Here is a 12,975-nt window from a genome sequence, read left to right as displayed (position 1 = left end):
CAGGACATCATAGCGGCGGTTGTCGCCGGGTCGCTCCTCGTAACAGGCCTCGACGGTGACCGGGCGACCGGCGGCCAGCAGTTCACTCAGGGTCACGAAACGATAACCCCGCCGCCGCAATTCCGGGATGAAGAGGGACAAGGAGCGGGCGGTGTTCCAGCCGCGCCCGTTGGCGTGGGCGACGACGATAGCCCCGCGGTGGCGTTTGACCCCGGCGAGGACCGCCTGGGCAATGGCCTGGGCGCTCTGGCCCTTGGCGGGGTCCCCGGTGACCACGGACCACTGGATGGCGGCAAGCCCGGAGTCCGGCGGTGGTCTCCAGTGCGTCCAGGTTGCAGGTGCCATAGGGAAAGCGGAGGACCGCCGGCCACTCCGGAATCCGCTCCAGGGCCGCGGGCCCGGCCGCCCGGGCGCAGGAACGCTCGGCCAGTTCCCGACGCAGCACCTGGTACTGGGCCTGGGTCCAGAGTATCTGGTCACGCGCCTCGGGGCCGGACACGACGCGCAGGTTGGCATGGGTCCAGGCGTGGTTACCGATCTCGAACCGGGGGTCGGCCATGAGTTGCATGGCCTGCTCCGGGTGTGTGCGCAGCCACTTGCCGCTGGCGAAGAAGGTCGCCTTGACCCCTTGCTCGCGCAAGGTCGCCACCAACTCGGCGTCATAGCCGGCGCGCTCGTTGGCCTGCTCGCAGAGATCAAAGGTCAGCGCCACCAGATGCGCCTGGGGGTCCGCGGGCTCCACCGACCGGATGGAGCCGCGCAGCCCGGCGGACAAAGGTGGCAGGGCGGTTTCGGCGGCACGGATGGCCCAGTCCGGAGGTGGGGCAGGGTCGTGCTTCAGGCCCCGCTGGATAATCCTGTCCCGAGGCGAACCGGCGAGTTGGGCCGGGGTCCAACAGGCTTGGAGAATCGCCGCGGGATCGGCGCCGTCTAGGGCCTCTTCTCTCCCGGCCCGGGACTCCGGGATCGGCCCGGCAGGGGGCGCCTCATCGGCCAACCGACCTGGAGAACTCGCGGGGGTCACCAGTAGCGGGGTCTCGGCCGGCAAGGCCCACCCCGGAAGACCCGCCAGGGCAAGGAGCAGGCACCCGCCGCGCATGACCCTCAACCCTTGAGAACGAAACAGAGGGGTGGGAATTAGGAGGATCTGCATGAGGCTTACCTGATGGACTTCTGGATGCCTGGGGAAATGCTGGTGGACCGGCCTCCCATCTCTAAGGGCCCGATCATGGAGTCCGAGCCGAGCGGATGAGGTCCAGTATAGCCGGCCACCGCGTCGCGGACATTCCAGGCCGCCACGGTCACGACGGGGCCCACTCCAACCGAAATTAACGGCTAACATAGCCGGTCGACGCGACCACCACGCCCGACCCCTTCCCATCCGGCCCACCCCCAGGAGGCAGCCGCTCATCATGACCCCTGACCCACCCCGCGTAACCGGCCAGGATTACCCACCGCCACCGGATACGCCCCCGGACCAGACCCCGGACGCGCTGGCCGCCCGCATCGGCCTGGCCGATCCCCCCCGCCGACGCTGGGCCGGATATGGACTGGCGGCACTCGGGCTGCTGGCGCTAGCGGCGGCCGCCTGGGTCCTGCTCCCGAGCGCCACCCCGGAGGGCCCGCGCTTCAAAACCACGCCGGTCGAACGGGGCGACCTGACGGTCAAGGTCACCGCCACCGGGCAATTGCAGCCGGTCACCCAGGTGGACGTGGGTACCGAGGTCTCGGGCACCATCGACCAGGTCAGGGTGGACTTCAACGACCGCGTCACCCAGGGCCAGGTCCTGGCCCGCCTCGACCCCGATACCTTCCAGGCCAAGCAACGCCAATCCCAGGCCGCCCTGCTGCTGGCCCGGGCCAGCGTTACCGAGGCCCAGGTCACCGTCACCGAGACCGCGAGCAAGCTGGGGCGCGTCCGCGACATGATCGCCAAGCGCCTCTCCTCCCCCGAGGAGCTCGACACCGCCATAGCCGCGGCAGGTCGCGCCGAGGCCGCCCTGGCGGTGGCCCAGGCCAAGGTCGAGCAGGCCCAGGCCCAACTCGACGCCGACAACCGCACCCTGGAGAAGTCCGAGATCCGCTCCCCCATCGACGGCACCGTGCTCAAGCGCCAGGTCGAACCGGGCCAGACCGTCGCCGCCTCCCTCCAGACCCCGGTGCTCTTCACCCTGGCCGAGGACCTGACCCAGATGGAGCTGAATGTCGCCGTGGACGAGGCCGACGTGGGCCAGATCGAGGCCGGCCTGAAGGCGGAGTTCACCGTGGATGCCTATCCCAACCGCCGCTTTCCGGCGACCATCACCCAGGTACGCTACGCCCCGGAGACCATCAATGGGGTGGTGACCTATGCCGCCCTCCTGTCCCTGGACAACCAGGACCTCTCCCTGCGCCCCGGCATGACCGCCACCGCCGAGATCATAGCCCGCGAGGTCAAGGACGCGGTGCTGGTGCCCAACGGGGCCCTGCGCTTCACCCCACCCGCGCCCAAGGCCACCAAGGAGGATAGTCGCGGCCTGGTCGGGATGCTGCTGCCCAACCGCTCCTCCTCCAGCCGGCGCGGCGGGAGCAAGGACGCCACCACCGGCAAGGGCTTCCAGGTCTGGATATTGAAGGAGGGGGTCCCGACGGCGGTGGCGGTCAAAAGTGGGGCCACCGATGGCACCCTGACGGAGATCCTGGACGGGACACTGGCGCCGGGAACCGAGGTGCTGGTGGACCTGGAGCGGACGGGGGCCAAGCCATGACCCAGGCCGCGGCACCCGCGTCCGCCCCACTCCTGCTCGAATTCCGCCAGGTGTCCAAGGTGTACGGTGCCGGCACCGCCGCCGTGCGCGCCCTGGACGCCGTGGATCTCCAGATCCGGGAAGGGGAGTTTGTCGCGGTCATGGGCCCGAGCGGCTCGGGCAAGTCCACCGCCATGAACATCCTGGGCTGTCTGGACACCCCCAGCGCCGGCTCCTACCGTTTTCGCGACGTGGGCGTCGAGACCCTGAGTCGGGACCAGCGCGCCCGGCTGCGGCGCAACTACCTGGGCTTCGTCTTCCAGGGCTTTAATCTCCTCAATCGCACCTCGGCCCTGGAAAACGTGGAGCTACCCCTCATCTATCGCCGCATCCCCAGCGGCCAGCGCCACACCCAGGCGGCGGCGGCCCTAGCCCTGGTTGGCCTCACCGGCTGGGAGACCCACACCCCCGGCGAACTATCCGGTGGCCAACAGCAGCGCGTCGCCATCGCCCGCGCCATCGTCACCCAGCCCAGCCTGCTGCTGGCGGACGAGCCCACCGGCAACCTCGACAGCGCCCGCAGTCACGAGATCATGGACCTGCTGACCTGGCTCAACCGGGATCGGGGCATCACTATCCTCATGGTCACCCATGAGTCAGACATGGCCGCCTACGCCCACCGGGTCATCCATTTTCGCGATGGTCAGGTGACCGACGACGGCCTCGGCACCGGGGCTCATCAAGAGGAGACCGCCTGATGCTCTGGAATGCCCTGCTCCTCGCCCTGCGGGAGATCCGTCGCAACGTCCTGCGCTCCATCCTGACCATCCTGGGGGTGGTCATCGGCGTGGCGGCGGTCATCATCATGGTCACACTGGGAGGCGGCGCCACCCGCGCGGTCTCGTCCCAGATCGAGTCCATGGGCAGCAATCTGCTCATGATTCGCATGGGCCAGAGCATGGGGCCCGGGTCCGGCATCGGCGTCCCGCCCTTCAAGATCGAGGATGCCATCGCCCTCCAGCGCGACATCCCCAGTATTCGCGTCCTGGCGCCCTCCGCCAGCCAGACCGCCACCGCCATCGCCGGCAACAACAGTTGGTCCACCTCCGTCACCGGCACCGACAACCGCTATCTGGATGTCCGTAACTGGCCTCTGGAACGGGGGCGCCTCTTCACCGAGGGCGAACTGCGCGCGGGCCAGGCGCTGTGCCTGATTGGGGCTACGGTCGGCAAGGAACTCTTCGGCGAGCAGGACCCCATCGGCGAGAGCCTGCGCATCAAGACGATCTCCTGCAAAATCATTGGTTTGCTCACCGCCAAGGGCCAGAGCAGCATGGGCCGGGACCAGGACGATCTCATCCTCATGCCCCTGCGCGCCTTCCAGCGGCGCATCGCCGGCAATCAGGACGTGACCCTGATCCAGGTCTCGATCAAGGATGGCGAGTCCACCGAGCGGGCCAAGGCCGACATGGAGCGCCTCCTGCGCGAGCGCCGCAAGATTGACGCCACGGAGCAGGACAACTTCGGCGTCAACGACATGAAGGAACTCACCAAGATGCTGACGGGGACCACCCAGGTCCTCACCACCCTGCTCAGCGCCGTGGCCGCCGTCAGCCTGCTGGTGGGTGGCATCGGCATCATGAACATCATGCTGGTCTCCGTCACCGAGCGCACCCGGGAGATCGGCATCCGCCTGGCCATCGGTGCCCTGGAACGGGAGGTGCTGATGCAATTTCTGGTCGAGGCCGTCGTCCTGTCGTCCCTGGGGGGCATCCTCGGCATCATCCTCGCGCTGGGGTCCTCCCTCGCCCTCGCCGACCTGCTCATGGTCCCCTTCATCTTCAACGGCGGCATCGTCCTCACGGCCTTCCTCTTCTCCGCCGCCGTCGGCATCATCTTCGGCTACTTCCCCGCCCGCCGCGCCGCCCGGCTCGATCCCATCGAGGCCTTGCGGCGGGAGTAGGCGCCAGCGCCCTGCCCGCGTGCCCGGGCGCCCCTTCCCTGGCGTCACGCATCCCGCCTCATGCAGGCGACAATACCGATTAGACTTAAGAGCGCCCCTGTCCCGGGGTCTTCTCAACCGGAATGATCACTCAACCTTGCACAGGAGAAGCCCCGATGACATCGACCACAACTGTCGCCCTCCCCTCCGAGGTCGTGACCTTCTGGTTCGCCGCTACCGTCCGGCCGCTCTGGTTCGCGGCGACGACGGAGTTTGACCAGGCCTTGCGCGAGCGCTTCCTGGCCACCTACCAGGCAGCGGCGGCGGGCGAACGGGCGGATTGGGAGATCACGCCCGAAGGGGCCTTGGCCCTGGTGATTGTGCTGGATCAGTTCCCGCTCAACATGTTCCGGGGTCAGCCGGAGGCCTTTGCCACCGAGACGGCGGCCCGGGGGGTCGCGGAGCGAGCTATCGACCGCGGGCTGGATCAAGCCCTCCCGCCCGAGCAGCAGACGTTTCTTTATATGCCCTTCATGCACAGCGAAGCCCTGGCGGATCAGGAGCGCTCGGTGCGCCTGTTCCAGCAGCCGGGCCTGGAACAGTCCTTGGGCTTCGCCCGCCATCATCAGGGGCTGATCCAGCGCTTCGGCCGCTTTCCGCATCGCAATGCCATCCTGGGGCGCGCCAATACGGCCGAGGAAGTCGCCTATCTAGCCTCCCCGGAGGCATTTCGCGGGTGAGGCCTCATACGGGTCTGTGTGATCATGATTCTGGCCGACCCCGGGTCGGTTGACGGGGGATGGGCCGGCTGGGATCTGGAAGCTAGGGTCTTCTTCATTTCTACCCTTGGCGGTGCCAACTGACCCAGGGGTCGGAAGCCACGCCCAGATCGGGCCTAGGCTGAGTTTAATGTGGCAGTGCCGCTCATGCTCCGCCACCTTCGGATGGTGCTTGAGCCTCTCGCCCATGACCGTTGGCCCAGGGTGTCAAAACGGGCTTGTTCGGTGGCGTTCACAGGGGTACTCTCCTCGGCGAAAAGCGCAACCGCCACAACCCTTTTCTCTGGTACGCGGGGCCGTGCCAGGCGGGGCCCCTTTAGGCCAGTCGTTAGCCCCCCATCACCATTATTTCTCGAGGAAAAATCATGAAAAGCAATCCAGTTGGTTGGTTTGAAATCTATGTCCAAAACATGGAGCGCGCTAAAGCCTTCTACGAATGCGTGTTCGCAATTCAATTTGAACAGCTAGAAAGTCCTGACCTTGAAATGTGGGCTTTTCCAATGCAAGAGGATGGGCCCGGTGCCATGGGTGCACTCGTAAGGATGGAAGGCTGCCCATCGGGTGGCAACAGCACCTTGGTTTATTTCACTTGCGCTGACTGCGCCCTTGAGGCCGAACGGGCCAAGGAAAATGGTGGTCAGATCTTCAAGGACAAATTTTCGATAGGCCAGTATGGGTTTATTTCCCTCGTTTACGATACAGAGGGAAATATGATTGGCCTTCATTCGATGCAATGATGCCAAGGCCCACCCCTTGACTGCCTTGGATTTTTGGAAAATCGGATAGTGGCGTCCTGTTCTGTGTGTGTACCTGGAGACCGGACATGACCGACACCGCAAGCCTCGGGACCACCAAACCCCAACGGCACGGGATCCACCCCAAGAGCTTGCGCGGCACTCAGGCCCGCCGCCGCCGCGAGGCCACCCCGCCCCCGGCCATGCCCAGGTCCGGGCAGACCGCCCCTGGGTCCGCGGCCGGCATCGAATACCACGAGCTGGTCCAGACCCCCGGCCTGCCGCCGGCGCGCATCATCTGCACCGACTACTGCCCCGACCAGATCCAGGTCCAGGAGGTCGCCGACATCGCCGCCTTTCTGGCCGTGCACCGACCGGCCTGGTCCAAGGTACGCTGGATCCATGTGGAGGGACTCCAGGACCGCCGGACCATCCGCGCCCTGGCGGAAAAATACCAGTTGCACCCACTGGCCATCGAGGACGCCCTGGACCCGAACCACAGACCCAAGGCCGAGGACTATCCGGGCACCGGCGACCTCCCCGGGCGCCTGTTCGTCATAGCCCGGCGGCTGCGCCTGGTGGACGGCGAGCTGCGCGGGGAACAAACCAGCCTGTTCCTCGGCCGCACCACGCTGCTAAGCTTCCAGGAGAGCCACTGCTCCGCCATGGAAGAGGTCCGGCGGCGCTGTGACAGCGAGCGCTCGCGGCTGCGCCAGAACGACGTGAGCTTCCTGCTCTACGCCATCCTCGACGCCCTGGTGGACCGCTTCTTCCCCATCCTGGACGAGACCTCCAGCCACCTGGAGGACGCCGAGGAGGATGTCCTGACCCGGCCGCACCGGCAAAGCCTCCAGGCCATCCACTTGATCAAGCGCGACCTGGTCATGATCCGGCGCATCGCCTGGCCCATGCGCGAGCTTATCGCTCAACTCCAGCGCGAGCCCCACGAGTGCCTCTCCCAGATCACCCAGACCTACTTCCGCGACGTCTACGACCACTGCATCCAGATCATCGACCTGATTGAGACCTACCGCGAGATCGCCTCCACGGTGGTGGAGACCCATGTCTCCATCATCTCCAACCGCACCAACGACATCATGAAGGTGCTGACCATCATCGGGACCATCTTCATCCCCCTGACCTTCCTAGCCGGGGTCTACGGGATGAACATGTACATCCCCGAGAACCAATGGCCCTGGACCTATGCCGTCTTCTGGGTGGTGTGCCTGGGCATCGCCGGCTTCATGCTGTGGCGCTTCCGGCGCGGCGGGTGGTTGTGATCCGCGCGGATCAGCCATCGAAGCAGCGTACCATGGCGTGACGACGAATGTCCGATAAGGAAGCCACCGCCCGCATCAAGATCAACAAGCTGCTCGAAGCGGGGGGCTGGCGATTTTTCCAAGCCGGCGCCGCGCCCGCCAACATTCGCCTCGAACCCAGCGTCACGATCAAGTCCACCGATCTGGACGCCCTCGGCCACAACTTCGAGAAGAGCACGACAGGCTTTGTCGATTTTCTCTTGCTCGATGCCAAGGGCTTCCCGCTGCTCGTCCTCGAAGCCAAAGCCGAGGACAAAAATCCACTCATCGGCAAAGAGCAGGCGCGTAAATACGCCAGGTCCCAGAACTGCCGCTTCGTCATTCTCTCCAACGGCAACCTGCACTATTTCTGGGATCTCGAACGCGGCAGCCCCTACCTCATTACCGCCTTTCCGACACCCGAATCGGTCACCGGCTACCGGAAGGTCACCCCTAATCCGCAACGCCTGATCGAAGAGCAAGTGGACGAGGACTACATAGTTCGCACCCAGCGCCCGAACTACCAGTCCGAAGCCGGGTGGCGAAACGCAGCGGAGCGACCCGGATACATCCAGACCAACAAGCTGCGCTTCCTCCGGCCCTATCAACTCAAGGCCATCCACCGCCTACAGGCCGCGGTCGGCGAAGGCAAGGACCGCTTCCTGTTCGAGATGGCCACCGGCACCGGCAAGACCCTGACCGCCGCCGCCGTCATCAAGCTGTTTCTCCGTTCCGGCAATGTGCGCCGCGTCCTCTTCCTGGTGGATCGCCTTGAACTGGAGGACCAGGCCAAGAAGGCCTTCGCCGCGGTCCTCTCCGCCGACTACCAGACCGTGATCTACAAGGAAAACCGGGACGACTGGCGACGCGCGGAGAATGTCGTCACCACCGTGCAATCCCTGCTCTTCAACAACAAGTACCAGAAGCTCTTCTCGCCGACGGATTTCGATCTCGTCATCTCCGACGAAGCGCATCGCTCTATTGGTGGCAATGCCCGCGCCGTGTTCGACCACTTCATCGGCTACAAACTCGGCCTCACCGCCACGCCGCGCGATTACCTGCGCCGGTTCGACCACGCACAGCCGGGCACCCGCGACCCGCGCGAGGCCGAGCGCCGCCTGCTGCTCGACACCTACCGCACCTTCGGCTGCGAGAACAGCCAGCCGACCTTCCGCTACTCCCTGCTCGATGGCGTCAGGGAAGGCTACCTGGTCAACCCCATCGTCGTAGATGCCCGCACCGAGATCACCACCGAACTGCTTTCCGAAGACGGCTTCGTCGTCGCCTTCACCGACGACGCCGGCGAGGACCAGCAGGAGACCTTCAAGAAACGCGAGTTCGAGAAACGCTTCTTCGCCCAAGCCACCAACCAGCTCTTGTGCAAGACCTTCCTGGAAAACGCCCTCCGTGACCCGGTTAGCGGCGAAATGGGCAAGTCGATCATCTTCGCCGTCAGCCAGGACCACGCCGCCAAGCTGACCCAGATCCTCAACCAGATGGCCGACCGCCTCTACCCCGGCAAATACCAGTCCGATTTCGCCGTGCAGGTCACCTCCCGGATACCCGACGCCCAGCAGTTCACCATCAACTTCGCCAACAACAAGCTGCTCGGCTCCGGCAACTTCATTCCCACCTACAAGACCAGCAAGGCGCGTATCTGCGTGACGGTCGGCATGATGACCACCGGCTACGACTGTACCGACATCCTCAACATTGGTCTTTTCCGCCCGATCTTCTCGCCCACCGACTTCATTCAGATCAAGGGTCGCGGCACCCGCAAGCACGACTTCCGCGAGCTGCTGTTCGACGACGCCCTCAAGGAAGGCGTGCAACAGCCCCTGAAAACGGCCTTCAAGCTGTTCGACTTCTTCGCCAACTGCGAATACTTCGAAAAGGATTTCAACTACGACGAGGTGCTGAAGCTCCCGCCGCCCCAGGGCAAGGGCGGCGACGGCGGGGGCGGCCCAGGCCCGGGGATGAGCGGCACTTACGAGCACCTCGGCGCCGACATCCTGGCTTCGCTGCGTGTCGAGCAGATTACCGCCGAGGGCATGAAGATCGACCGCATGTTCTTCGAGCAGTTTGAAGACGTAATCCGCGCCAATGACACCATCGCCGCCGCCGTTGAAGCCGGGCAGTGGGACCGCGTCATCGACTACGTCAACCGCGAGGTCTTCGACCAGCCCGAGGAGTACTACAGCCTCGACAAACTGCGCAAAGCCGCCGCTGTGGACCGCCGTCTGACCCTGCGCGAAATCCTGGAGAAGGTCTTCGGCCTCATCCCCCGCTTCAAGTCCAAGGATGAGTTGCTGGAAGAAGAGTTCACCAAGTTCATCGCCGACCGCATACCCGAGCCGCCCGCCACCATCCCGGCCATCAAGACCTTCTTCAAGGCCTACGCCACCAGTAACCGGGTGCGTGACATCATCGACAGCCGGCAATTCACCGATCTGGCGACCAACCCCTTCTTCACCACCCATGATTTCAGGGCCGTGCCCCAGCGGTACCGCACCCTCGTCCCCGAATACATCAAGGACTACGTCCCCTTGAACCAGTTTGCCGCCTGAGCCATGCATGACATGCCGGCGCTTCCAGTCACACAGATTCGGGTGATACACTTATTTATGTGTTCATCCCATGGGATCAAGATAATGGCAAGCACCGTCAATTTCACCGGCGCGGTCGACCGCGATCTGCTCAAGCGCGCCAAAATCATTGCCGCCAAAACGGACACCTCGGTCAATGCGCTGTTCAACGCCGAGCTTCGCCATCTGGTTGAAACCTTCGAGGCGGCCGAAGCAACAGGCAACCAGAATTACCGGCAGCTGCTCGATTTTTCGCTCGGGCGGCTCGCGAGCGACGAAGCCATGCGCGCGCTGGGGATCGACAGCGAAGAAGACCTCTTTTTGTTGATGGCACAAGCCCACCTGCCGATGCCGCGATTGTCGGAGGCCGTCACGCGCGACATGGTCGAGCAACTGAAATCGCTGGACAGCTGAGCCGCTCGCGATGGCCGCGAACGTCGCTCTGCTGCCCGACGCCGGGCCGCTCATCACGCTGGCCTATGCGGATGCGCTCGACCTGCTGTTCAAGCCCGGCTGGCCGATTGTGCTGGTCGATATGGTGCTGCACGAAGTAACGCGCAACCAGACGCCGACCAGCGAGAAACTGGCGCAGTGGGCCGCCTCCGGCCAGGTATCGATGCGCTCGACCCGCACCTTCCAGCATCACCAGCAGATGCTGACAGCGAACCCCGCCGCTGCCCGCACCGCCAATCTCGGCGAACTGGCGATCCAGGAAACCATGAACGACTTCGCACTGGAAGCATTCAACCTGGACCAGCCGCGACAAACCGGCGTGTTCCTGTTCGAGGACCACAAAATCGCCCGAGCCAGCTTTTTGCTGCCCGACAACTGCCGCAAGATCAGCACCCGCGCCTACCTGTTGTTTCTGGAGCAACAAGGCTGGCTTGCGTCGGCAGCGGAAATCGAGCGGCGCGCCATCCAGGCCGGGCGCAGCTTTTCGAAACTGCGGTTTCCGCCCGAATAATCCGTTTCAGGAATTCCCGTGCTCGACACCGACACCAAACGCCGCATCGACACCGCCCGCGACATCCTCGTCGGCAAAGTGCCCGACCCCAAATCCCAGGTCGAGCAGATCACCATCGCCCTCATCTACAAGTTCATGGACGACATGGACGCCGAGAGGACCGCAACGAGTTGCGGCGCATGCGCGGATTTCGGCCACGACGCTCGCTTCCTCCAACGCGGAAAGTCGGCGCTGGCGGGACGGCGGTTGTTCGGCCATTGCGGCCGGCGGGTTCTGAGCCAGTCTGATCTGCTATGTGGTCTTTAGCAGTCACTGATCATGAATTCACACCAATTACTGCTTTCCAATACGGCGAACGCGTATTCCGGAGACATTCAGCCTGCCGTCCCGATGGTTTGGTTTATATTGGTTCCAGCCGGTCGGATGCCGGATTGCAACGCTTGCGGCGGAAGGGGCTGGCCCTGAGATGCACAAGCAGACTCTGACGAAGGCGAGAGGAACGTAGGCATGCACGAAATCATCTGCCCACACTGCGGGAAAGCGTTCAAGATCGACGAGGCCGGGTACGCGGACATCCTGAAGCAGGTTCGCGATAGCGAGTTCGAGCAGCAATTGCACGAGCGACTTGAGCTGGCTGAGCAGGACAAACGGAATGCCGTTGAGCTTGCCACGACCAAGGTCGCCAGCGAGTTGCAGAAGGTTGCCGCGACCAAGGAATCCGAGATTCAGGAACTGAAGGCCAAACTCGATGCGGGTGAGGTCGCGCGGAAGCTCGCCGTTACCGAAGCGCTCAGCAAAGTGGAGAAAGAGCGTGACGCGCTCGCGAACGAACTTGAGCAGGCAAGGCGTGAAAAGGAATCTTCTTCCAAGCTGGCCGAGGCGAACCTTTTGAACGAATTGCAGAAGGCTGCTGCGACGAAGGACGCTGCGATCCAGGAACTGAAATCCAAGCTCGGCGCCATAGAGGTTGCGCAGAAGCTGGCGATCAACGAGGCTGTTGGTAGAGTCGAGAAAGAACGGGATGAATTGAGGAGTGGCCTCGAACGAGCCGCGCTTGAAAAGCAGCTTGCCGAGAAGTCGCTCAAGGACAAGTATGAGACGCAGATCAAAGATCGTGATGATGCGATCGAGCGTCTCCGTGACATGAAGACTCGCCTGTCGACCAAGATGGTTGGCGAAACACTCGAACAGCATTGCGAGACCGAGTTCAACCGCATTCGGGCTACGGCGTTTCCGAGGGCCTATTTCGAGAAGGACAACGATGCGCGGACAGGCAGCAAGGGCGACTACATCTTCCGCGACACGGACGAAGCCGGCACCGAAATCGTTTCCATCATGTTCGAAATGAAGAACGAGATCGATCGAACGGCGACAAAGAACAGGAACGAGGATTTCCTGAAGGAACTCGACAAAGATCGCACCGAGAAAGGGTGCGAATATGCGGTGCTGGTCTCCCTGCTGGAACCCGACAGTGAGCTCTATAACACTGGGATCATTGACGTGTTCCACCGCTTCCCGAAGACGTATGTCGTCCGGCCGCAGTTCTTCATTCCGATCATCACGCTGCTGCGGAATGCTGCGTTGAACTCGCTCAAGTACAAGTCAGAACTGGCGCTCGTTAAGGCGCAGAACATTGACATCACGAATTTCGAAACTGAGCTTGAGACCTTTAAGGTGGCATTCGCGAGAAATTACGACCTCGCCTCCGGGCACTTCCAAAAGGCTATCGTAGAGATCGACAAGTCAATCGACCACCTGCAGAAGACGAAGGACGCCCTCCTCGGTACCGATCGGAACCTTCGACTTGCGAACGACAAGGCGCAGGACGTGACGATCAAGAAGCTGACTCGGGGCAACGCGACGATGGCTGCCAAGTTTGTCGAACTCAAGAATCAAAATCCTTCCGATGCCAAATAGGTAAGGAAACAGGCCCGATGAAGACTATCA

12 protein-coding genes are annotated in these 12,975 nt (G+C 63.5%); 11 read left to right on the top strand and 1 reads right to left on the bottom strand.

All coding sequences use genetic code 11. The features are described from left to right. Nucleotides 1-82 precede the first annotated feature (82 nt). The gene (locus tag IPN92_06445; GenBank protein MBK8637932.1) at nucleotides 83-1,153 is read right to left on the bottom strand and encodes a polysaccharide deacetylase family protein; all 1,071 of its coding nucleotides are present in this window, start codon (nucleotides 1,151-1,153) and stop codon (nucleotides 83-85) included. Nucleotides 1,154-1,412: 259 nt separating this feature from the next. Here IPN92_06445 and IPN92_06440 point away from each other — a divergent pair, with 259 nt between their 5' ends. From IPN92_06440 to IPN92_06390, 11 genes are all read left to right on the top strand, one after another. Next, entirely contained in the window at nucleotides 1,413-2,747 is a 1,335-nt protein-coding gene (locus tag IPN92_06440; protein MBK8637931.1) for an efflux RND transporter periplasmic adaptor subunit, read from the top strand. Continuing rightward, entirely contained in the window at nucleotides 2,744-3,484 is a 741-nt protein-coding gene (locus IPN92_06435; GenBank protein ID MBK8637930.1) for an ABC transporter ATP-binding protein, read from the top strand. The genes IPN92_06440 and IPN92_06435 overlap by 4 nt, the downstream gene beginning before the upstream one ends. Further along, a complete protein-coding gene (locus IPN92_06430) occupies nucleotides 3,484-4,689 on the top strand; it encodes an ABC transporter permease (protein MBK8637929.1) in 1,206 nt (401 codons plus the stop codon). Before IPN92_06435 ends, IPN92_06430 begins: the two co-directional genes overlap by 1 nt. Nucleotides 4,690-4,844: 155 nt before the next feature. After that, nucleotides 4,845-5,408: a DUF924 domain-containing protein gene (locus IPN92_06425; protein MBK8637928.1), complete on the top strand. Its 564-nt coding sequence runs from the start codon at nucleotides 4,845-4,847 to the stop codon at nucleotides 5,406-5,408. 404 nt (nucleotides 5,409-5,812) lie between these two features. Continuing rightward, nucleotides 5,813-6,184 carry a VOC family protein gene (locus IPN92_06420; GenBank protein ID MBK8637927.1) on the top strand — a complete coding sequence of 124 codons (372 nt, stop codon included), beginning with the start codon at nucleotides 5,813-5,815 and terminating at the stop codon, nucleotides 6,182-6,184. Between the two features lie 86 nt (nucleotides 6,185-6,270). Beyond that, nucleotides 6,271-7,461 carry a magnesium/cobalt transporter CorA gene (gene corA, locus IPN92_06415; GenBank protein ID MBK8637926.1) on the top strand — a complete coding sequence of 397 codons (1,191 nt, stop codon included), beginning with the start codon at nucleotides 6,271-6,273 and terminating at the stop codon, nucleotides 7,459-7,461. Between the two features lie 47 nt (nucleotides 7,462-7,508). Next, nucleotides 7,509-10,046, top strand: coding sequence for a DEAD/DEAH box helicase family protein (locus IPN92_06410; protein ID MBK8637925.1), 2,538 nt, complete (start codon nucleotides 7,509-7,511; stop codon nucleotides 10,044-10,046). A gap of 84 nt (nucleotides 10,047-10,130) precedes the next feature. Continuing rightward, nucleotides 10,131-10,478, top strand: coding sequence for a hypothetical protein (locus tag IPN92_06405; GenBank protein MBK8637924.1), 348 nt, complete (start codon nucleotides 10,131-10,133; stop codon nucleotides 10,476-10,478). A 10-nt stretch (nucleotides 10,479-10,488) separates the two neighbouring features. Further along, nucleotides 10,489-11,028 (top strand): hypothetical protein, encoded by a 540-nt coding sequence (locus tag IPN92_06400; protein ID MBK8637923.1) that lies wholly within the window; start codon nucleotides 10,489-10,491, stop codon nucleotides 11,026-11,028. A gap of 18 nt (nucleotides 11,029-11,046) precedes the next feature. Next, a complete protein-coding gene (locus tag IPN92_06395) occupies nucleotides 11,047-11,334 on the top strand; it encodes a hypothetical protein (GenBank protein MBK8637922.1) in 288 nt (95 codons plus the stop codon). 201 nt (nucleotides 11,335-11,535) lie between these two features. Beyond that, nucleotides 11,536-12,945: a DUF2130 domain-containing protein gene (locus IPN92_06390; GenBank protein ID MBK8637921.1), complete on the top strand. Its 1,410-nt coding sequence runs from the start codon at nucleotides 11,536-11,538 to the stop codon at nucleotides 12,943-12,945. The last annotated feature ends 30 nt before the right edge of the window (nucleotides 12,946-12,975 follow it).

It is taken from the genome of Chromatiaceae bacterium (genome assembly GCA_016714645.1).
Lineage (GTDB): Bacteria > Pseudomonadota > Gammaproteobacteria > Chromatiales > Chromatiaceae > M0108.
This window is presented reverse-complemented; position numbering and strand designations above follow the sequence as displayed.